Annotated in this window: 19 protein-coding genes, 1 tRNA gene and 1 other RNA gene; 7 read left to right on the top strand and 14 right to left on the bottom strand. The window is 68.5% G+C overall.

What is annotated here, in order from left to right; all coding sequences use genetic code 11:
- Window positions 1-20 precede the first annotated feature (20 nt).
- A complete protein-coding gene (locus ABTV10_RS01960) occupies window positions 21-404 on the top strand; it encodes a carboxymuconolactone decarboxylase family protein (RefSeq protein WP_499032168.1) in 384 nt (127 codons plus the stop codon).
- Between the two features lie 73 nt (window positions 405-477).
- On the opposite strand, the gene ABTV10_RS01955 is transcribed toward ABTV10_RS01960, so the two are convergent.
- The 5 genes from ABTV10_RS01955 to acsA are packed head-to-tail and all read right to left on the bottom strand — an operon-like array spanning window position 478 to window position 5602.
- Complete coding sequence (locus ABTV10_RS01955; RefSeq protein WP_499032166.1) at window positions 478-729, bottom strand: acyl carrier protein; 252 nt, start codon at window positions 727-729, stop codon at window positions 478-480.
- Between the two features lie 13 nt (window positions 730-742).
- Complete coding sequence (locus ABTV10_RS01950; protein WP_499032165.1) at window positions 743-1846, bottom strand: dihydrolipoamide acetyltransferase family protein; 1104 nt, start codon at window positions 1844-1846, stop codon at window positions 743-745.
- On the bottom strand, window positions 1843-2829 hold the full coding sequence (locus ABTV10_RS01945) for an alpha-ketoacid dehydrogenase subunit beta (RefSeq protein ID WP_499032163.1): 987 nt from the start codon (window positions 2827-2829) through the stop codon (window positions 1843-1845). Before ABTV10_RS01945 ends, ABTV10_RS01950 begins: the two co-directional genes overlap by 4 nt.
- Entirely contained in the window at window positions 2826-3830 is a 1005-nt protein-coding gene (gene pdhA, locus ABTV10_RS01940) for a pyruvate dehydrogenase (acetyl-transferring) E1 component subunit alpha (RefSeq protein ID WP_499032162.1), read from the bottom strand. The genes ABTV10_RS01945 and pdhA overlap by 4 nt, the downstream gene beginning before the upstream one ends.
- On the bottom strand, window positions 3830-5602 hold the full coding sequence (gene acsA / locus ABTV10_RS01935) for an acetate--CoA ligase (protein ID WP_499032161.1): 1773 nt from the start codon (window positions 5600-5602) through the stop codon (window positions 3830-3832). The genes pdhA and acsA overlap by 1 nt, the downstream gene beginning before the upstream one ends.
- A 171-nt stretch (window positions 5603-5773) precedes the next feature.
- Between acsA and ABTV10_RS01930 the strand changes: the two genes are divergently transcribed.
- A complete protein-coding gene (locus ABTV10_RS01930) occupies window positions 5774-6643 on the top strand; it encodes an alpha/beta fold hydrolase (protein WP_499032160.1) in 870 nt (289 codons plus the stop codon).
- Between the two features lie 413 nt (window positions 6644-7056).
- Here ABTV10_RS01930 and ABTV10_RS01925 read toward each other — a convergent pair whose 3' ends face one another.
- Window positions 7057-7422 (bottom strand): YbjQ family protein, encoded by a 366-nt coding sequence (locus tag ABTV10_RS01925; protein WP_348610635.1) that lies wholly within the window; start codon window positions 7420-7422, stop codon window positions 7057-7059.
- 354 nt (window positions 7423-7776) lie between these two features.
- Here ABTV10_RS01925 and ABTV10_RS01920 point away from each other — a divergent pair, with 354 nt between their 5' ends.
- Window positions 7777-8346 (top strand): dioxygenase family protein, encoded by a 570-nt coding sequence (locus tag ABTV10_RS01920; RefSeq protein ID WP_499032159.1) that lies wholly within the window; start codon window positions 7777-7779, stop codon window positions 8344-8346.
- Here ABTV10_RS01920 and ABTV10_RS01915 read toward each other — a convergent pair.
- Together ABTV10_RS01915 and ABTV10_RS01910 are read right to left on the bottom strand one after the other, a co-directional pair.
- Window positions 8277-9314, bottom strand: coding sequence for a DUF6670 family protein (locus ABTV10_RS01915; protein ID WP_499032158.1), 1038 nt, complete (start codon window positions 9312-9314; stop codon window positions 8277-8279). The two genes, ABTV10_RS01920 and ABTV10_RS01915, sit on opposite strands and share 70 nt — an antisense overlap.
- On the bottom strand, window positions 9314-11503 hold the full coding sequence (locus tag ABTV10_RS01910) for a DNA polymerase III subunit gamma and tau (protein WP_499032157.1): 2190 nt from the start codon (window positions 11501-11503) through the stop codon (window positions 9314-9316). Before ABTV10_RS01910 ends, ABTV10_RS01915 begins: the two co-directional genes overlap by 1 nt.
- A 186-nt stretch (window positions 11504-11689) precedes the next feature.
- On the opposite strand from ABTV10_RS01910, the gene ABTV10_RS01905 reads away from it, so the two are divergent.
- Window positions 11690-13012, top strand: a complete 1323-nt coding sequence (locus ABTV10_RS01905) for an ammonium transporter (protein ID WP_499032156.1) — start codon at window positions 11690-11692, stop codon at window positions 13010-13012.
- 52 nt (window positions 13013-13064) lie between these two features.
- Here the strand turns inward: ABTV10_RS01905 and ABTV10_RS01900 are convergent, their stop codons facing one another.
- A complete protein-coding gene (locus ABTV10_RS01900) occupies window positions 13065-13412 on the bottom strand; it encodes a hypothetical protein (RefSeq protein ID WP_499032154.1) in 348 nt (115 codons plus the stop codon).
- A gap of 287 nt (window positions 13413-13699) precedes the next feature.
- Here ABTV10_RS01900 and ABTV10_RS01895 point away from each other — a divergent pair, with 287 nt between their 5' ends.
- Window positions 13700-14101 (top strand): VOC family protein, encoded by a 402-nt coding sequence (locus ABTV10_RS01895; RefSeq protein ID WP_499032153.1) that lies wholly within the window; start codon window positions 13700-13702, stop codon window positions 14099-14101.
- 4 nt (window positions 14102-14105) lie between these two features.
- On the opposite strand, the gene ABTV10_RS01890 is transcribed toward ABTV10_RS01895, so the two are convergent.
- The 3 genes from ABTV10_RS01890 to fes form a co-directional block, all read right to left on the bottom strand.
- Window positions 14106-14690 (bottom strand): HhH-GPD-type base excision DNA repair protein, encoded by a 585-nt coding sequence (locus tag ABTV10_RS01890; RefSeq protein WP_433609323.1) that lies wholly within the window; start codon window positions 14688-14690, stop codon window positions 14106-14108.
- Between the two features lie 54 nt (window positions 14691-14744).
- Window positions 14745-16070 carry a hypothetical protein gene (locus tag ABTV10_RS01885; RefSeq protein WP_499032152.1) on the bottom strand — a complete coding sequence of 442 codons (1326 nt, stop codon included), beginning with the start codon at window positions 16068-16070 and terminating at the stop codon, window positions 14745-14747.
- 83 nt (window positions 16071-16153) lie between these two features.
- Window positions 16154-17320, bottom strand: coding sequence for an enterochelin esterase (gene fes / locus ABTV10_RS01880; protein ID WP_499032151.1), 1167 nt, complete (start codon window positions 17318-17320; stop codon window positions 16154-16156).
- 71 nt (window positions 17321-17391) lie between these two features.
- Between fes and fepB the strand changes: the two genes are divergently transcribed.
- On the top strand, window positions 17392-18423 hold the full coding sequence (gene fepB / locus ABTV10_RS01875; protein WP_499032150.1) for a Fe2+-enterobactin ABC transporter substrate-binding protein: 1032 nt from the start codon (window positions 17392-17394) through the stop codon (window positions 18421-18423).
- Window positions 18424-18495: 72 nt separating this feature from the next.
- Here the strand turns inward: fepB and ABTV10_RS01870 are convergent, their stop codons facing one another.
- Together ABTV10_RS01870 and ffs are read right to left on the bottom strand one after the other, a co-directional pair.
- Window positions 18496-19788: an aspartate aminotransferase type Ic gene (locus tag ABTV10_RS01870; protein WP_499032149.1), complete on the bottom strand. Its 1293-nt coding sequence runs from the start codon at window positions 19786-19788 to the stop codon at window positions 18496-18498.
- 43 nt (window positions 19789-19831) lie between these two features.
- Window positions 19832-19926: signal recognition particle sRNA small type (gene ffs, locus ABTV10_RS01865), an RNA gene on the bottom strand.
- Window positions 19927-20022: 96 nt separating this feature from the next.
- Here ffs and ABTV10_RS01860 point away from each other — a divergent pair.
- Window positions 20023-20110 (top strand) — tRNA-Ser (locus ABTV10_RS01860).
- Window positions 20111-20217: the final 107 nt, after the last annotated feature.

The raw sequence follows: 20217 nt of genomic DNA, 5'->3' as shown, positions 1-20217 counted from the left end.
GCGGGCCAGTCGGAGGCAGCATGGGGTACGGCAAGGACGTTCAGCAGGAACTGGTCGCACCCGCCCGGGAGTTGAGGCATGCGATTCCGCAGGTATATGAGAAGTTCGGACAACTGTACGGGGCATCCGTGGCGCCTGGCGCGCTCGAAACGAAGACCAAAGAACTGATCAGTTTGGCGATCGCGGTGACCACCCAATGTGACGGCTGCATCGCCACGCATGCGCGTGGGGCGGCCGTGCAGGGCAGCACGCCGCAGGAGGCGGCCGAGGCAATCGGCGTGGCGATCATGATGTCCGGTGGGCCGGGGACCGTCTACGGTCCGCGTGCCTTCGCCGCGTTCAACGAGTACCACGCTGCACAGGCCACCGGCGGTGAGGAAGGCCGCCCCGACCCGGGCCCGTAGGGGCTGCACGGGGGTACGGCAGGGGACGAACGAGATCGCCGAGGAATGTGGACGACGGTCGCTCCCCGGACAGTCACGTGGCCCGCACATCCTGCACGTAGCGCACCATGTCGTCGAGGGTGATCAGCCGTGCATAGTCGACCTCCGGAACATCTACCCCCAGAGATGTTTTCATACCCATCAGGAAGTTGATCCAGTCCATCGAGTCCAAATCGATCTGGTCGCGGAGCGGACGATCCGGAACCAGATCGTCCGGTCCCACCTCCGGGGCGACAGCACGCAGCGCCTCGATCAGCGAAACTCGGATCTCGTCTGCGTCTTTCACACGGCCCTCCTTCTCACATCCGCTCCGGATGCTGCAGCAGATCCGCAACCTCCGCGAGGAACAGCGCGCCCCGCCGTCCGTCGCTCACGCGGTGATCCGCGGCGAGACTGGCCACCACCGTCGGGACCACCCGCACCTCGCCATCGACCGACCACGGCCGAGCGACGGTCCGCCCGAAACCGACCAAGGCGACCTGCGGCGGATAAATGACGCCGATCACCGACTCGACACCCTCGTCGCCCAGGCTGGTGACAGTGAGCGTCGGATCCGACATCTCCGAGCTGCGCATGCTGCCCGCCCGAACGCGGCGCACCAGATCCACCAGGTCCGCGCCGATCTTCTCGAGACTCTTGTCCACGACGTCGTGGACAGCGGGTGCCACCAGACCGCCCTGCCGCAACGCGATCGCCACGCCCACGTGCACCGACTCTGCAGGCTCGAAGCCCCCGTCGCGCCAGAAGCCGTTCATGTCGGGATACTTCTTCGCCGCGAGCCCAACAGCCTTGACCTGCAACACCACCGGAAGTAGCCGTTCGGTGACCGACCGTTCGGCGTTGGCTTCCGACAGCCAGTCGAGTGTGTGGGCAAGGCAGATCCGTTCCGTGAGGTAGTAGTGCGGTATCTCGCGTTTGGACCGGCTCATCGCCGCGGCGATAGCCCGTCGAGTTTCAGCCGTCCGGTCGACCGGTGCCGCTGCGGCAGCCGCCGACTCGACGTCGTCGAGCGTGATCGCTCCGTCCGGACCCGTCCCGACGATCGACCCGAGATCGATACCGCACGATGCGGCCTCCCGTCGGGCGGCCGGCGTCACTCGGGCCCGAGCGGGGCGTCCGTGCTTCTCGGGCACCCGGGGCGCAACTGGTCGAGGCGGCGCCTCCTCCCCGGGCTCGAGCAGCGTCGCGATCGTCATCCCCACCGGTATCGTCCGCCCCACCGGCACGAGCAATTCGTAGACGGTCCCGTCGTGCCAGCACTCGACCTCGACCGCAGCCTTCGTCGTCTCCACGACAGCGATAATCTGGCCCCGCTCGACCGTGTCGCCCGGTTTCACCAACCACTCGTTCAGGCGACCTTCGTCCATGTCGGCCCCGAGTGACGGTAGCGCGAACTCGATCAAAGCCCACCCCCTGCAACGGACCCCATCAGACTTGCGGCCGCAGCGACGATCCGGTCGGGCTGCGGCAACGTCGCTTCCTCGAGATGACGTGCGTACGGGATCGGAACCTCACGGCTGCACACCCGAGCCGGCGGCGCATCGAGATCGAAGAATGCCTCCTCCACGATGCGGGCCATGATCTCGCCGGCCAGACTGCCCGAGCGCCAGCCCTCGTCGACGACGAGCGCGCGGTGCGTGCGACGCACCGAGTCTACGATCGTGACGGCGTCGAGCGGGCGCAGCACCCTCAGATCGATCACCTCCGCGTCGATCCCCGATCCCGCCAACAGATCCGCCGCCTCCATCGTCTTCGGAAGAGAACCGCCGTAAGTGATCATCGTGACGTCGGTGCCCGGCCGGCGCACCCGCGCCGACGCGATGTCCACCGGATCTGGTTCGATGTCGTCGGAGCGGTTGTACAGCTGCGCATGTTCGAAGATGACCACCGGATCCGGATCGGCGAGGGCGGGACCGAGCATTCCACGCGCATCCTCGACGGTAGCCGGAGCCAGCACCGTGATGCCGGGGACGTGGGCGTACCAGCACTCGAGACTGTGCGAATGCTGAGCGGCCAGTTGCCTTCCCGCACCTGTAGCCATCCGCACCACGAGCGGGACCGAGAACTGGCCGCCGGACATGTGTCGCAGGGCCGCTGCGGTATTGACGATCTGGTCGAGGGACAGGAGGCTGAAGTTGACCGTCATCACCTCGACGATGGGACGCATTCCTCCCAGTGCCGCACCGATTCCTACGCCGACGAATCCGAGCTCCGACAGCGGTGTGTCGCGGACCCGGTCCGGCCCGAACTCGTCGAGCAGTCCCTTGGAGACGGCATACGTGCCGCCGTACCGCGCCACGTCCTCACCCATCAGGAAGACCCGAGGGTCGGACTGCAGCGCCTCGCGGATCGAGTCGCGCACGGCCTCACGATAGGTGAGCTTCATCCCCCATACCCCGCTGTTGATTCCGTAGCCGGCGTCATGACGTCACGTTCGAGTGTCCCTACGTCCTCCCACGTTCCGGTATCGGCGAATTCGACTGCCGCAAGGACCTCCTCGTCGGCGCGGCGTTGTATCTCCTCGAAACCACGCGCAGACACGATGCCTTCCTGTTCCAGCCGCGCACGGCAACCGTCGATCGGGTCCCGCTTCTTCCATTCCTCGACCTCCGCCTTGTCCCGGTAGAGTTCCGGGTCGAACATCGAGTGCGCACGAAAACGGTAAGTCGAGTACTCGACGAAGAACGGACCGTGCCCCTCACGCACATGCCCGGCCGCCGTCACCGTGGCCGCGTGACTGGCGAAGACGTCCATTCCGTCGACTTTGAGCGTTGGAACCTTGAAGGATGCCGCCTTGACGCACAGGTCGGTCTGTGACTGTGCCCGTTCGATGGCCGTCCCCATCGCGTAGAGATTGTTCTCGCAACAGAACAGCACCGGAAGGCGCCACAAGGCAGCCAGATTCATGGATTCATGGAAGGCGCCCTCGGCGACGGCACCGTCGCCGAAGAAGCATGCGGTGACGTTCCGGCGGCCCTGCATCCGGTCGGCCAACGCGAGCCCCACGGCGACCGGCAGGCCACCCGCCACGATCGCGTTTCCCCCGAAGAAGTGCGTGCCGGCGTCGAAGAGGTGCATCGAGCCACCGCGCCCACGTGAGCATCCCTCGCGCTTGCCGAACATCTCGGCCATGATCGCGTTCATCGACACTCCGCGGACGAGGGCGTGGCCGTGCTCGCGGTAGGTCGCAACGATGTTGTCCTGCGCGCGCAACGCGTGCAGCGCGCCGACCGCAACAGCCTCCTCCCCGACGTACAGGTGGAGAAATCCGCGAATCTTCGTAGCTCCGTACAGTTCCGCTGCCTTCTCCTCCATACGCCGGATTCGCACCATGTCGAACAGCAGTCTGCGACCGAATTCCGGATCCGCGGGTAGTGGCGTGGTCATCACGTGCTCCCAGGCTCTGTGCCGACCGGTGTCTCGAGGGTGGAGGTGTCACCCTCCGGTAGGCCCAACTCTCGCGCCTTCAGTAGCCGGCGCATCGTCTTCCCACTCCTCGTGTGCGGCAGTTCGTCGACGAACTCGATCTCCTTGGGCGCCACCGCTGCTCCGAGCCGGATCCGAGCGTGCGCCAAGAGTTCACGCCGGACCACCTCGGAAGGTTCCGGACTGTCCGGGGTCCGGGTCACGAACGCCTTGACGACCTCGCCGACCAGTGGGTCCGGCTTGCCGATCACCGCAGCCTCGCTGACTGCCGGATGTTCGATCAGCACGTTCTCCACCTCGAACGGGCCGATCAGGTGCCCCGCAGATTCGATGACGTCGTCGGACCGGCCAACGAACCAGAAGTAGCCGTCGGAGTCGCGGCGGACGAGGTCGCCGGTGAGGTACCAGCCGTCGGCGAAGCACTTTCGGTACCGCTCCTCGTCACCGACGTAGCCGCGGAACATGGAGGGCCACCCGGCCTTCAGCGCGAGCTCGCCGTCGGTGTCCGCGGACATGACCTCCTCCACGCCGCCACCGGGGAGACGCCGGACGACGGTCGCATCCACCCCCGGGAGCGGCCGCCCCATCGATCCCGGCTTGATGTCCTGCGCAGCAGTGTTGGCGATCATGATGCCGCCGGTCTCGGTCTGCCACCAATTGTCGTGCACTGGGCGCCCGAGCACGTCGTCACCCCACACCACCGCGTCAGGTCCGAGAGGTTCGCCCACGCTCGCGACGAATCGCAACGCCGGAAAATCATGTCGGCGCACGATATCGCTACCGGACTTCATGAGCATGCGGATCGCAGTGGGAGCGGTGTACCAGACACTCACCCGGTGCTTCTCGAGAAGGTGGTACCACCGTTCGGCGTCGAAGTCCGAGTCGTCGACGATCGACGTGACACCGTGGACCAACGGGGCGATGACGCCATACGAGGTGCCGGTGACCCAACCGGGATCTGCTGTGCACCAAAAGATATCGTCGGGATGTAGATCCAGGGCATACAGGCCTGTCGCGTAGTGTGTGACCACCGCGTCATGGACGTGGACGGCGCCCTTCGGTCTTCCGGTGGTGCCGCTCGTGAAGTGAATCAGTGCGGGGTCCTCAGGGCCGGTCCGCTCGATGTCAGCGTGATCGTCGACGGTGCGCATCGCGGCGTCGAAGTCGAGCGTGCCCGGTGGTGGACCGTCGGCAGTTCCGGTCGGCACCACCAGAACGTGCTCAAGTGTTGGGATCTGCTCCCGGATTCCGGCGACCTTGCGCTGGTACAGCCGGTCGGTCGTCACGAGCAACCGTGCGTCTCCCAATCGCATCCTCGCGGCGATCGGCTCGGGACCGAACGCGGAGAACATCGGCGTGACTACCGTCCCGTTACGCAAACTCCCGAGCATTGCAACGTACAACTCGGGTATCCGACCCGAGAGGACGAACAGACGGTCGCCCTTGCCGACACCGAGGCTCCGGAGGACGTTGGTGAAGCGGCACGCGAGCCGATGCAGTTCCTCGAAGGTGATGTCCGTCGTTTCTTCACCGGAGACGAAACGCAACGCGACACGACTTCCGCCCGCCTCAGCCACGTGTCGATCCAGCGCCTCGTATGCGATGTTCCTTCCACCGCCGGGCAGACCGTCCAGACGTTGTGCCATCTGCCGCCACGAAAACGACGCGCGCACCGCATCGTAGTCGGCGAGGTTGGGCTCGACGCACAGATCGCGTGCGCTCTTGTGGATCATCGTCACTCCCGGGCGGGCACGTCTGCAACCTGACCACTCCGATCATTCATTCTCCGCCCGAGCACGGCGTACCGACAGGGGAAAAGGTCCCCAACCGGGCCGACTCGCAAACCCGGTCACCCCGACAGCGGTGACGATGGGCCCTGTTCCGGCGCGCTCGAGTGGTGTTCCATGACCCGCATGGATGTCGCCGAACCGCCGATTCCACGAATCGCGTGGCGAACCATCACGGTCGAGAAGCGCCCGACGAGCTACGGCGTCGGCGGCGCAGGGACTCCCGTGCTGTTCCTGCACGGGTGGGCGATGACCCACCGGGCCTACCTGCGGCCGCTCTCGCAGCTGACCCGTAACCATCTCAGAGTGTTCGCGCCGGCCCTACCCGGCTTCGGCGGCACCGCGGACCTTCCGGTCGGTCAACGATCGCTCGCAGGTTACGCGCGCTGGGTATGGAGGTTCTGCGAAGCGGCCGACATCCCGACACCGATCACCGTCGTCGGCCATTCGTTCGGGGGTGGCGTAGCAATCCAGTCGGCCCACGACTTCGACTCCCTCGCTTCACGATTGGTTCTCGTCAACTCGATCGGAGGTTCCAAGTGGACCGACGGCCGCGGCGTGATCCGGGCGAGCATCGAGCGGCCGCTGTGGGACTGGGGGCTGCACCTGCAGACAGATCTGACGATGAGCCGTGAAGCAACCCGCGTGCTGCCGGTAATCACACGCGAAGCAGTTCCGAACATCCTTCGCAATCCGCGCGCCGTATGGCGAGTCGCACACCTCGCGCGCACGGCCGATCTCGAGGAGGAGCTCGCGGAACTACGCGCTCGCCGGCTCCCCATCGTCATCGTGTGGAGCACTCGCGACACGGTGATTCCAGAGTCGACCCTGCTGTCACTTCGAACCAGCTTGGGTGATCCCGAACTGGTGACCGTGCCCGGCGGTCACTCCTGGTTGATCGGTGCCCCGGCCGAGTTCGGCGAGATCATCACCAACATCGTTTCGGCACCACAGGAAGCCGAGGACGAGAGCGGGGAGAACGGCTGATCATCGCGCACCTGCATCGGCGCCGGACCTGGCCGTCTCGTCGACCACGGTGTGCGCCGACCAGTGCCCCCTCAACCATTCAGCCGAGGTAGGTCGCCGAAACCCGGCACCGGCGAGTGCCGAATCCATTGCATCGAAGTCGAAGTCGTCGCCCGCCAAACTGAGGCCCCATCTCGGGGGGCGCCGCTCCCGGTAGACGACCCGCCCTGTCGCGTCACGAATCGTGAGGACTGTGCACATAGGGTCGATGTTCACACAGACATCGAACGGATCCATACCCCCCATGCTGCCCCCCTGCGTAGCGATCGGAAAGGGTCGTCCGTCGTCGACGTCGGAAGGAAGGAAGGAACGAATCGAAGGTAACCGGCCGCCCTGGGAATGGACGGGCGACCGGTTCGGCTCTACGGCTCGCGTCAGCTCCGATAGCCCAACTCCGCCGCCGTCTGCCTCGCGGCGTCCGTCACCGGAACAGCGTAGGCCGCCGTGCCGTACGCGCAGATCTCCGACCAGTTGCCGCCGAGATCCGACGTCTCGAATCTCATTGCGACAATGACGTTTCCGCCGCGCTGCGCGGCCTCGTTGATGAGGCGTCCCATCGCCTCGTTGCGGCTCTCGGTGAGATTCTTGGTCATGCCCTGAAGTTCGCCGCCGACCAGGGACTTGAGCCCGGCACCGATCTGCGATCCGATGTTCCGGGAGCGCACGGTCAGGCCGAAGACCTCGCCGATCACGCGCTGGATCTCCCACCCGGGAATGTCGTTCGTTGTCACAACAAGCATGAGTGCGAGCCTATTTGAGGCCGCGCGCCTTTGTCTCATCGACTGCCCCTGACCCGAAGGGCGGTGTCCATGGAACGCAGTCGCCCTCCAGACTCCGCACCGAGGCGCGAATACAGACCGGCTGGACTCTGGCGCAACGAGCACGGCCGGGGTTCAATTACCCCCGTGGAACAGACGTCGGGGTAGAAAGGTAGCGGACGAATGTCCAACTCTGCGAGCGCACGTCGGGAGCAGGCCGAAGGTTGCGCCTGCCGCACTTGGATGAGCCAGGAGTTCGGCCGTCCCGGAGCCTCCGCGACGCTCCGGAGCGCCTGATCCCCCGTCCCCCAGCTCACTCCGCAGAAGGGAACTACTGTGATCTTCCCGCTCCGGTTCTGCTCGACCGCCATTCCGATATCGACCCATTCCACGTTCGAGGACGTCGTCGGCACTCCACTCGTGCTCGAGGGCCGCATTCACGACGAAACCGGACGCGGGCTACGCGGCGCGACGCTCCTCGTCCGACACAGCGACGGAGCCGGGACTGTCCGGTCCGGCACCCGCCTGGCCGCAGCCTGCGCGGCCGACGACCACGGCCGTTTCGTCGTCTCGACCGTCCAGCCCGCGCCCTACCAGATCCGCACGAACGGCCCGGCCGGTTGGTTTGTCGCCAACGAGGGTTGGCATCCGTGGCGACCGGCACACCTGCTCGTGACCGTGAAGGCCCCGGAGATGCTGACCCAGACCACGCGGCTGTACTTCCGGCGGGACGACTGGATTCGGCACGGCGCGCCGGCCTGGGCGATCCTGGATCCGTGCCAGGGGGCCGACGGAGTCGACCACGCCGTCCACAACTTCACGCTCGAGTCCGCGGCTCAGCCGACGTCGACGTACTCCGCGTATCCCACGCCCTCGATCGCGTCGCCGCCGAACGTGCCGACATAGCGGAAGCTGCCGACGAAACCGGCGCCGAGACCGTAGGTCCAGTCGTCGGTCGCCTCGCACTCGAGGAACAACACTTCTTTCCCCGCCGCGTCGACGAGCCGCCACCGGTACCGATCGGGCACGCCCATCGACCGACCGTCCGGGGTTCGCAGCTTCTGCTCGGCGTCCCGGTCCACCGTGAACGTACAGCCCACCGTGTAGCCGTGGCTGCCGCCGTCGACCGTCCGGACGTAGGCGGTGCGGATCACCGGGGTCCCGAACGGACCGCTCACATGGGTGAGCAGCACCTGGGTTCGGTCGTCGACATTGACGATCTGGTAGGTGAAGACCTGCGCCGGCAGTTTGGCGCGGGTTGCGAGCGCAGGTGGCAGCAGACTGTGCGGTCCTGCGCCACAGGCGTATTCGAGCGCGCACAACCCCGACACCGGGGTATCGCCGACGACACCGTCGTACTCGCACAGCAGACTCCAGTGCCGGTAGAGCCCCGCGATGTCGAAGAACCGGGTGATGGTTCCGGTCGCCCGCAGGCTCAACTCGACACCCACCTCGGGGTGGCGGCGGGCGACGGTGAACGTCGGATACCGGCCGTCGATTGCGATGTCGTCGCCGAACCGCAGTCGGGAACCGTCGTCGGCGAAGTCGCAGTCGCGGGCGGTGCTGTAGTGCAGGAACTGGCCGTGCGTCATCGCGGCCGTGGACGAGACCACCGTCGTGGTGTCCCGCGGCGTCGTCGCGACGACGTGATCGTTCGCGAACACCGCGACCTCGGGCGTACCGACGATCGCCATGATTCCGAAATACCGGTGTGGTTCAGGCAGATTCGGCACCATCACGCCGTAGTGCGCCCAGTTGAACCACCGCCCGACTGGAGGTGGCATCGGCGGCGGCGCCGTCAGGGGGCGCTCCGGACCGGAGCCGACACGGTTGACGACGCCGACGACCCGTTCGGCGAGCGACCGCCGCGTCATCAGCCGTCGATCTTGCGGGCGCCGAGGACCTCGACGAGCAGTTCGTTCGCGATGTCCTCGGGATCGCGTCGGCTGGCCTGGTCGACCGGCACCGCAGCCTCCGCCATCATCTCCTCCTCGTCCTCCCGGGTGGTGGGCGGCGGCGGAGCGTCGTCGTAGTAGTCGGCGGGCGGCGGGCCCGGATCGTCCGGGTAGTCGGGGGCCTCGGGCGGCGGAATGTCGTCAAGGTCGGACGCGGCCGGGCGCGGCGCGGCAGACGCCGTCGGCGCGGCAGGCGCCGCGGCGGCGCGCCCCTGACTGGGACGCGAGAAGCGTGGCGCAGCAGGCGCTTTCGCCTGCGGTTGTGGCGCCCGCACCGGCGCGGCGGACGGCGCCGCGGCACCGTGCTCGCACGTGACCTCCCAGTCGCCGCCGAACACGTCACGCAGGGCCGCCCGGATGACGTCACTGTTGCGGGGCTCGACCAGTCGCTTCGCGAGCGGGGCGGAGTCGTGGCCGAGCACCACGCGCGGGCCGTCGACGGACCGCACCGTCGCGCCCGACAGCATCACCTCGACCGTGCGGCTGCGCTCGCGCACCTTCGTGCGGACCTCCGACCACACCGCACGGATCGCGGCGGCATCGGGGCGAGACGACGAATTCTGCTGCACCGGAGCAGGTTCCGACTCCGCCTGCCGAACGGGCTCGGCCGGTCGCGGCACGGGCTCGGGCGCGGGCTCGGGCCGCGGCGTTTCGATCGGACGTGGGGCGACCATCGGTTCGGGCGGGCGCGGTGCCTCCGCCTGCGGCGCGGGGGCCGGTTCCGGCGCCTGGGCGGGTGCCGGCTCGGGTGTCGGAGCGGGCGGCGGGGTCTGAGCGGGCGGCGGTGTCGGTGCCGGCTCGGGTCGAGCCGTTTCCTGAGCGACCGGGGTGGCCTCGGCCGCACGGCGCTGCGACGGGCGCTGGTAGACCGGACCGGACGTCGGCGGCTCGACGGCGGCAGGCCCGGGGGCCGCCGGCGCGGCCGCGGCCGGTGCGGCGCCGGCCGGCGCGGGCACCACGACACCCTGCTCGATCCGCTCGAGCCGTTGCAGGACAGCGGATTCCGCATCAGATGCGGCCGGCAGCAGCATCCGCGCGCACATCACCTCGAGCAGCAGGCGCGGTGCGGTCGCACCGCGCATCTCGCCGAGACCCGCGTGCACGAGGTCGGCGTAGCGGGCCAGCGTGGCGGGACCGATCCGGTCGGCCTCCTCACGCATGCGGTCGAGCACGTCGCCGGGCGCGTCCACCAGGCCGCGCTCGGCTGCGTCGGGGACGGCGCGCATGAGGATCAGGTCGCGCAGGCGCTCGAGCAGGTCCACGGCGAATCGGCGCGGATCGTGCCCGGCGTCCATCACCTTGTCGACGGTGCCGAACAGCCCGGCGCCGTCGTTCGCGGCGAGCGCGTCGACGGCCTCGTCGATGAGCGCGACGTCGGTGACACCGAGCAGTGCCAGCGCCCGCGCGTACGTCACACCCTCCTCGCCGGCACCGGCGAGGAGCTGGTCGAGCACGCTCAGCGAGTCACGCGGCGAGCCGCCGCCCGCGCGGATGACCAGCGGGTACACCGCGTCCTCGACGGGCACGTTCTCCTGCCCGCAGATCTTCTCGAGCAGCCCGCGCATGGTCGACGGCGCCAGCAGCCGGAACGGGTAGTGGTGCGTGCGGGACCGGATGGTCGGCAGCACCTTCTCCGGCTCGGTGGTCGCGAAGATGAAGATCAGATGCTCCGGCGGCTCCTCGACGATCTTGAGCAGCGCGTTGAAGCCGGCGGTGGTGACCATGTGCGCCTCGTCGACGATGAACACCCGGTACCGCGACTCGGCGGGCGCGTAGAACGCGCGGTCGCGCAGCTCGCGGGTGTCCTCCACGCCGCCGTGGCTGGCGGCGTCGAGCTCGATGACGTCGAGGTTGCCTGCGCCGCCGGGACCGAGCGCGATGCACGACGAGCACTCGCCGCACGGCGTCGACGTGGGCCCCTGCACACAGTTGAGCGAGCGCGCCAGGATGCGGGCCGACGACGTCTTGCCGCAGCCGCGCGGACCCGAGAACAGGTAGGCGTGGTTGATGCGTCCCGCGTCGAGTGCGGTGCTCAGGGGCTCGGTGACGTGCTCCTGACCCACCACCTCCGCGAACGAAGCTGGTCGATACTTCCGGTACAGGGCCACGGCGAAAGACTACCGGCGACCGACGACAGTTCGCCGCAGGTGTCGCACCCCACCCCCGTCGCGCGCTCCGGGCGTCGAGAGAAATCCGAAACACAGACGCAACACGCACGCCCCGCCCCGGAAACTGCAGGACGCGATCGTCGTTTCTCGCGTGCGGTGACACCCCGCCGGTGAGGAGAAGTTCACATGCTCGAGACGATCGATCCCGCGACGACCGCGTGGCTGCTGATCAGTACCGCGCTGGTCCTGCTGATGACGCCCGGCCTCGCCCTGTTCTACGGCGGCATGGTCCGCTCCAAAGGCGTCCTCAACATGATCATGATGAGTTTCATCTCGATCGCGCTGGTCACGGTGGTGTGGCTGTTCGTCGGCTACAGCCTGGCCTTCGGCGACGACGTCGGTGGCGGACTCATCGGCGGGCTCGAGCACTTCGGCATGGCCGGCATCACGCCCGACACCGCCCGCAGCGGCGTGCCCGAGTTCCTGTTCGCGACGTTCCAACTGACGTTCGCGATCCTCACCGCCGCACTGATCAGCGGGGCGATCGCCGACCGCGCCAAGTTCTCGTCGTGGATGGTCTTCGTGCCGGTGTGGGCGCTGCTGGTCTACGTGCCCGTCGCGCACTGGGTGTGGGGGCCGGACGGCTGGATCGCGAAGCTGGGGGCGCTCGACTTCGCGGGCGGCCTGGTCGTCGAGATCGTGTCCGGCGCGTCGGCGCTGGCGTTGGCGCTGGTGCTGGGCCCGCGCATCGGGTTCCGCAGCGAGCCGATGCGCCCGCACAACCTGCCGATGGTCCTGCTCGGCGTCGGTCTGCTGTGGTTCGGCTGGTTCGGGTTCAACGCCGGCTCCGCCATGGCCGCCGACGGCACCGCGGCCGCGGTGTTCCTCAACACCCTCGTCGCCGGCTGCACCGGCCTGCTCGGCTGGCTGTTCGTCGAGCAGAAGCGCGACGGCCACCCCACCACGTTCGGCGCCGCGTCGGGTGTCGTCGCCGGACTGGTCGCGATCACCCCGTCGTGCGGGTGGGTCAGCATGGTCGGGGCCGCCGTCGTAGGCGTCGTCGCGGGCGCCGTGTGCTCGTTCGCGGTGGGCTGGAAATTCCGCTTCGGCTACGACGACTCCCTCGACGTCGTGGGCGTGCACCTGGTCGGCGGCATCGTCGGCACCCTGCTGATCGGCCTGCTCGCCACGCAGGTCATGACCCACGGTGTCGAGGGACTGCTGTACGGCGGCGGGCTCGTCCAGCTCGGCAAGCAGGCCTTGGCGGTGGCCGTCGTCGGCCTCTACGCGTTCGGCGTCACGTACGGCCTCGGCAAGCTCATCGACCGCTGGATCGGGTTCCGCGTCACCGCCGACCAGGAGACGTCGGGCATCGACCTCGCCCTGCACGCCGAATCGGCCTACGAGCACGCCGTCCTCGCGCACGGGGCGCCGACCGGGCTGTTCTCCCGGGAGCACGAGCGGCCGAGGCCGCGGCCGGAGGCAGAGCCGGAGACCGACGAGGTCTGACGCTGATGGCCGTCCTGCTTCGGGCACGGCCGCCGTCATGTCCCGTGCAATGTCAGGGCGCGACGATGCAGCCGGGCCCGATCGCGATACCCGGATTCACGGTGACCGTTTCAACCGGACCTCCCGCCGACGTCTGATACGCCATCAGGGAATGCTCGCCGGGCGCCGTCGGGGTCCACAGCGTGAACGCATGACCGAGCACGACAGGCGCGACGTAATAGGGATCGACGGTGTCCCAGATCAGCTCCTGCGGAAACATCGTCGATGCCCGGTTGTAGTCGCCGATGGACACGCCCGGTTCTACCAGTTGGCTCGTTCTGGCCACCACCAGATAGGTGCAGCCGGCCCCGAATGACGTCGTCGGACCACCGCTGAGTCCCGGGACGATTGTCACGTCCACGACGTCGGCCGCGGCCGTCGGAGCAGACACGGTGACCACAGCCGCACACGCAGCAGCCGCGAGCGGAGCGAAACGGGCGATTCGCAAGAGTTTCATACCAATGGGTCGGTATTCAGCGCGTGGCCGTTACGGAACGGCTGACTTGTCCAACTTGCCACATCGTCACGGAACCGCATCCGGAACACCTGCTGTACCGCATTGTCTGTGAACTACATTCGCATTCGAGGGGAGCTGCGATACCGCACGAACGCAGCGTGTTCAGCACGCACCGACGAAAGAAGAGCACTGTGGCACCGTTTCCCGCTCTCACCCACATCGCCGTGACCGTGTCGGACATGGCGGCCAGCACCGACTGGTACACGCGGCTGTTCGGCAGTCCCCCGGTGCTCGACGAGGACGAGGAATCCGGCGAATTCCGCCACGCCGTCTTCGTACTCGGTGGCGGCACGATGTTCGGCCTGCACACCCACACCGGCTCCACCCCGGACGCCGCGTTCGACGAGAGACGGATCGGCCTCGATCACGTCGCGTTCGCCTGCACCACCGGCGAACTCGAATACTGGCGCGACCGCCTCGACGAACTCGGCATCGCTCACGGCGGCATCAAGTCCGCCGGCTACGGGTCGGGGCTCTCGTTCCGCGACCCGGACAACATCGCGCTCGAGTTCTTCGCACCCCCGGCGGGCTGACGGCCTACTTCCCCTTGGCCGCCTTCGCCGCGGCCTTGGCGGCCTGCTTGAACTCGCGCACCTCGAGGAGCGTCTGCCGGTCGACGACGTCGGCGATCGACCGGCGGGAACCCTCGTCGCCGTACGACCCGGCCGCCTCCCGCCAGCCCTTGGGCTGCACGCCGATCTGCTTGCCCAACAGCGCCAGGAAGATCCGAGCCTTCTGGTCGCCGTAGCCGGGCAGCGCCTTCAGGCGCTTCAGCACCTCCTTGCCGTCCGGGTCGCCCGACGTCCAGATCGCGGCGGTGTCGCCGTCGTAGTGCTCCACGATGTATCCGCACAGCGACTGGATCCGCTCGCCCATCGATTTCGGGAACCGGTGCACCGCCGGCGGCTGCGCGCACACCGCGATGAAGTCGTCCGGGTTCATCTGCGCGATCTTGTGGACGTCGAGGCCGCCGAGCCGGTCGTCGAGCTTCTTCGGTCCTGCGAAGGCGGTCTCCATCGGCACCTGCTGGTCGAGGAGCATGCCGATCAGCAGCGCGAGCGGGTCCGACGCCAGCAGGGCGTCCGCTTCCGGGTCACCGACGAGGTTCAGCGTGAGGGCCATGCCCCGATCCTGCCATCCGACCGGACGCCGCAGGCGTCATCCGCCGGTCCGGGGTCAGGAGGGGCGCCGCCAGACGATCACAATGACGACGACACCGGCGAGGATCGCGATCGTCGCCGCCAGCGCCTCGAGCCAGTGCCCGAACAGCGTCGGCTGGTCCACGGCGGGGACAGCCGCAAGCGCGGCGAACACCGCGACCACGCCGATCACGCCGGCGGCGACCGACCACGCCTGCGCGATCCGGGAGTGCCGGTGTCCGCGGCGGTCCGCGCTGCGCAGCAGGGCCCGCTCGATCACCCGGGTCGCCTCCCCCAGTTCGGCGTCGAGCGTCGTCATCTCCGCCGACAGCCGCCGCACCAACACCGTGCGCAGCTGCGTCGGCGCCATCCGCGGCAGTGCCACGCCGTTGTGCCGCGCCTCGGTGACCAGCAGGACGCGCTCCATGCGCCGCGCCTGGACCGCGGCCACGTCGTCGAGCGCGGCGAGCAGACGACCGTCCTCGAGGACATCGTGGTCACGCAGATGATCGAGCACCAACCGGTAGTCCGCGGCATGCCGGGCCCGGACCGCGACCCACGGCACCAGGGCACGGATCATCTCGCCGACGCCGAACACGCCGTGGTCGTGGTCCGCGGCGGTCGCGCCGAGATCGAACAGGATGGCTCCGGCGTCCTCACGGACGGCGATGCCCGCACCGGCCCGGGCGGGCCGCTCGACCAGCACGATGCTCTCCCAACTCCATCCCGCGGCGTCCGTACCGCCGGCCTCCACCCGCTGCCGGACGCGGTCGCCGCCGTCGCCGTTCACCTCGATCGCCAGGCCCGCCGACGCACGTTCGTGCCCGGCACCGGCGAGCAGTTCGGACAGACGTGTGTTCGGCAACGCGGCGTCGAGGTCCGGGAACACGTCACGCAACCGGGCCTCGACGGTCAGCCCGACGGGCGCGAGGAAGCGGTCGACCGTGGCGTCGACCTCGCCGGGACGCCAGTCGACGAAACCGTCACTCGGGCAGGCGACCAACGTCTCGCACGCGAGCACCGCGCCGTGCCCCGGCACGATCCACAACGACAGGCATCCGGCCGGGTGCCCGACGTGGATTGCCTCAGAATCGCTTCCTAGCACGAGCTCCTGCCCGGCGCGATCGATCCGTCCCCGCACCGCGGACAGACGCACCGGCAGCGGCGTGCTCACCGGATCGGCACTGGACGCGGGCAGGAACGGAGCCAACTCGGGTCGCGAGCCGGAGCGCTGCTCCGACGCGTCTGCCGAGTCGTCCAGGGCGCCTGGGATGTTCAGGGCCAGGAGGAAAACGTCGAGAGTCGCCGGTCGACGCGACGCCGTCGGCAATCCCTGTCCGTCGACAGCGGCCGGGGTGGCCATGGCACTCACCACTTTCGAACCCGCCGCGTCCGGCGCGGCGACACTGGCCGGAGTATGGCAGCTTTCTCGGCCGCGTGGGGAAACTATGGCGCCTCGTGTGCGCGGCCGAGCAGCGCCGACGCACCCTCGACCAGGGCGTCTCGCCAGTGGATGTAGTCGTGGCCACCACAGAATTCGCGGTAGTCGACGCCGAAACCCTTCTGCACCAGTAGATCTCGAACCTCGCGATTCTGCTCGATCAGCCGTGGCTCGAGGAGCCCGGCCGCCATCCAGAAGCGGGACCGACTCACCTCCAGATCCGCGAGTTGCGCCTGCACGGAGCGCCCGGCCATGTCGGGCCGCGGCCACCAGAACGATCCCGACAGGCTGACCGCCCCGCCGAAGTGGTCGGGCGCGTTCAGGGCGGCGAACGTGGCCGCGAGACCGCCGTAGCTCGAGCCGGCGACCAGCACCGACGCCGGATTGTCCGTCGCACGCCACTGCTCGCGCAGGTGCGGCAGCAGGTCGCCAGTGAGCGCATCGAGAAATTCTGCGTTGCAAGAAAGTTCCCGGGAACGCAGCCCGGGATCGATGCTGTCGATCATCACCACCAGCGGTACCCGGTAGCCGCGCGCGCGGAGCCGATCGAGGGCCGCCGCGATCGGGATCTCGACCGCCGTCACGCGACCGTCGAACACGATCAGCACCGGACGGTCCTCGGTGGCGATCCCCGGGGGTTCGTAGAACCAGATGCTCCGGTCCACGCCGGCACGCGACCACGTCCGTTCGGTCATGCGGCCACGTGGCGACTCACCGTGGACCCACCAGCGCTGCGCGGGAGCACCCGGCATGACCGCCTCCGACCGCGCGGGCAGTCCCATCGACGAGACGGGAGGCAGCGGATTGGCATCGTCCGTCACGAGTCCCGCGAGCACACCACGCCACCACTCCCATTCGGTCCGCCCCGGATCGGGACGGGTGATCGGGTCCAGGCGAGGCAGGAAACCGTAGCCGCCGCGCCACCGCTCCGGGACCTCGATCGACAACGCCCACAGGTCGCTCCCCCGCACCCGTCGAAGCGCGTTGCGCTCGGGAAAGCGGCGATCGGTGACGCCGTTGGCGTCGAGGTAGACGTACCGGACCGGCGACCCGGCCGGGGCCCGCCACACGAACGTCGCGGTCACGGATCCGGGCGGTCCCGGATCGATCAGCGGCCCACCCTCGACACCCAGCCGTCGCTCCAGCGCGGCGACGGAGCCGACGTCCAACATAGGTACCCCTTACTTAGGTGAAGCTTGCCTAACATTAGTGTCTCATCGTACCTACCCGCAGGAGGAATCCCTTGTCCCCCACCACGCTGCGCCGGCGCTCCGTCGGCGCCCGGATCGCGGTCGCCGTCGGCGCACTCGCGATCGGACTGACGACCGTCGCCTGCTCGTCCGACACCGACTCCGCGGATGCCGCCACTCCCACCGGCGCCCAGTCGGGCGAATGGCCCCGCACCGTCGAGACCGCCAGGGGCCCAGTGACACTCGACGCTCAGCCGCAGCGCATCGTGTCCACGAGCGTCACGCTCACCGGATCGCTCCTGTCGCTCGACGCGCCGCTGATCGGCACCGGCGCACAGCCCAAGGGCACCGTCACCGACGACCGGGGCCTGTTCACGCAGTGGGCCGAGGTCGCAGCCGAGCGCGACGTCGAGGTGCTGTACCAGGGCCAGCCGAACGTCGAGAAGATCACCGCCGCGGCCCCCGACCTCATCGTCGTCTCCACCAGTGGTGCCGACTCGGCCGGACAGCAGGTCGAGACGCTGTCGCACATCGCCCCGACGCTGCTGTTCGACTACTCGGACAAGTCGTGGCAGGACCTCACCACCCAGCTGGCCGCCGCGGTCGGCCAGGAGGCCCGCGCGAAGGAACTGATCGCCGAGTTCGACGCCAAGGTCGACGACGCCAAGACCACAATCGCGCCCGCCCTGCAGGCCGGGGCGGCACCGGTGAACATCCTCACCTACAACACCCCCGAGGACTCACGCATCTTCACCGCCGAATCGGCGCAGGGACGACTCGCCACGCGCCTCGGCCTCACCGTGGCCACACCGCCGACCGAGATCACCGGCACGGGCGCGGCCGCGGGCCGCTCCGACATCGTCGCCGTGAACGCGGAGAACCTGCCGCTCGCCCTGACCGGCCCGACGACGTTCGTCATCAACGCGCAGCAGCCCGGCGCCGACAAGCTGAAGGCCGATCCGACGCTCGCCGCCGTCCCGTCTGTGCAGCGCGGCGCCGTCTACCCGCTCGACTACGACAGCTTCCGCCTGGACTACTACAGCGCGACCAACGTCGTCGACCGCATCGTGGCCGCACTCTCCTAGCCCCCGCACCGCCGCGTGGAAACACGAGTGGCCGGGCACCTTTCGGTGCCCGGCCACTATGGCGTTCGAGGGTTACTGCTTGGTGAGCGCGTGCTCCGCGGCCGCCAGCAAGACGCAGGTAGCGACGCCGTCCATCGCCTTCGCCAGCTCCTCCATCGACGGGAAGCTCGGGGCGAGGCGGATGTTCTTGTCGTCCGGGTCCTGCTTGTACGGGAAGGCGGAACCGGCCGCGGTGAGCGCGATACCGGCGTCCTTCGCGAGCTGGATGACCCGCTTCGCGGTGCCGTCGACGACGTCGAGGCTGATGAAGTAGCCGCCCTTCGGCTCGGTCCACGACGCGACCTTCGACGCACCGAGGCGATCCTCGAGGATCTCGAGCACCTTGGAGAACTTGGGCGCCAGGATCTCGCGGTGCTTGTCCATGTGCGCGCGGACACCGTCGGCGTTCCCGAAGAAACGCAGGTGACGCAGCTGGTTGATCTTGTCCGGGCCGATCGTCTTCTTGCCCAGGTGCTGCTGGTACCAGGCCAGGTTCTGCTCGGAGCCGCCGAAGAAGCTCACGCCCGCGCCGGCAAAGGTGATCTTCGACGTCGACGCGAACACCAGCGGACGGTTCGCGTTGCCGGCCGCGGCGGCCATGCCGAGGATGTCGAGCGCCGGGGCGCACTCCTCGACCAGCGGATGCACCGCGTACGCGTTGTCCCAGTACAGGCGGAAGTCGGGGGCCGCGGCGGGCATCGACACCAGCGCGCGCGCGACGTCCTCGGAGTACACCGCGCCGGTCGGGTTGGAGTACGTCGGGACGCACCACATGCCCTTGATCTGCGGATCCGACGCCACCAGCTCGGCGACCCTGGTCACGTCCGGGCCGTCGTCGCGCATCGGGATCGCGATCATCTCGATGCCGTACGACTCGGTGATCGCGAAGTGGCGGTCGTAGCCGGGCGCCGGGCACAGGAACTTCACGACCGACTCCTGCGACCACGGCAGCGGAGAATCCACGGCGCCGTGCAGCAGCGAGAACACGATCGTGTCGTGCATGATCTCGAGGCTCGCGTTGTTGCCGGCCACCAGGTTCGCCGTCGGGATGCCGAGCAGCTCACCGAAGATCGCGCGCAGCTCGGGCAGACCCATCAGGCCGCCGTAGTTGCGGCAGTCGGTGCCGTCGCCGTCACGGAAATCGCCGTCCCCGGGCAAGGAGAGCAGGGCCGCCGACAGATCCAGCTGTTCCGGTGCAGGCTTGCCACGCGTGAGGTCGAGCTTCAGCTTCTCCGCCTTGAGCTGCTCGTACTTCGCTGTCTGACGCTCGAGTTCGGAGCGAAGTTCTTCGTGGCTCATCAACCCGATTTGGGTCTGCACAGGCATGCGGGCGGCCTTTCACCGACTCGACTGGTCGGGGACGGGAAGAGATAGGGGACCCCGCGCACCCGGCAGAGCCCGTTGACCCTTGCTGCCTTCCGGCCCTGGGGGAGTTCACAGGATGCGCGCCGCGCGGGATCCGCCTACGAGTGTAACCGGATGCGGAGACTCCGCAGTGACGCACCCCTCCCCCGGGGCCCGTTTGGCATTCCGACCCCTCGACCCGGTATGCTGCCCAACGGAGGATTCGCCTAGTGGCCTATGGCGCTCGCCTGGAACGCGGGTTGGGTTAACGCCCTCAGGGGTTCAAATCCCCTATCCTCCGCCAACGGGAAGCCCCCGATCTGCGACATCGCAGATCGGGGGCTTCTCTCGTTTCGGGTTCCGCTCGGCACCGCGGAGTCCGCCCGGCCTCACCTCAGGGCCGAAGGTCCC

It is taken from the genome of Paraburkholderia sp. RHO2 (genome assembly GCF_050955445.1).
In the GTDB taxonomy this organism is placed as follows: domain Bacteria; phylum Actinomycetota; class Actinomycetes; order Mycobacteriales; family Mycobacteriaceae; genus Prescottella; species Prescottella agglutinans_A.
The sequence above is the reverse complement of the archived record's forward strand: the minus strand, read 5'-3'. Positions and strand labels throughout refer to the sequence as shown.

Coding starts and splice junctions, on each gene's coding strand:
- ABTV10_RS01960 (WP_499032168.1), top strand. CDS start 21: ATGGGGTACGGCAAGGACGTTCAGCAGGAACTGGTCGCACCCGCCCGG.
- ABTV10_RS01945 (WP_499032163.1), bottom strand. CDS start 2,829: ATGAAGCTCACCTATCGTGAGGCCGTGCGCGACTCGATCCGCGAGGCG.
- pdhA (WP_499032162.1), bottom strand. CDS start 3,830: ATGACCACGCCACTACCCGCGGATCCGGAATTCGGTCGCAGACTGCTG.
- acsA (WP_499032161.1), bottom strand. CDS start 5,602: ATGATCCACAAGAGCGCACGCGATCTGTGCGTCGAGCCCAACCTCGCC.
- ABTV10_RS01930 (WP_499032160.1), top strand. CDS start 5,774: ATGACCCGCATGGATGTCGCCGAACCGCCGATTCCACGAATCGCGTGG.
- ABTV10_RS01925 (WP_348610635.1), bottom strand. CDS start 7,422: ATGCTTGTTGTGACAACGAACGACATTCCCGGGTGGGAGATCCAGCGC.
- ABTV10_RS01915 (WP_499032158.1), bottom strand. CDS start 9,314: ATGACGCGGCGGTCGCTCGCCGAACGGGTCGTCGGCGTCGTCAACCGT.
- ABTV10_RS01905 (WP_499032156.1), top strand. CDS start 11,690: ATGCTCGAGACGATCGATCCCGCGACGACCGCGTGGCTGCTGATCAGT.
- ABTV10_RS01890 (WP_433609323.1), bottom strand. CDS start 14,690: ATGGCCCTCACGCTGAACCTCGTCGGTGACCCGGAAGCGGACGCCCTG.
- ABTV10_RS01885 (WP_499032152.1), bottom strand. CDS start 16,070: ATGGCCACCCCGGCCGCTGTCGACGGACAGGGATTGCCGACGGCGTCG.
- fes (WP_499032151.1), bottom strand. CDS start 17,320: ATGTTGGACGTCGGCTCCGTCGCCGCGCTGGAGCGACGGCTGGGTGTC.
- ABTV10_RS01870 (WP_499032149.1), bottom strand. CDS start 19,788: ATGCCTGTGCAGACCCAAATCGGGTTGATGAGCCACGAAGAACTTCGC.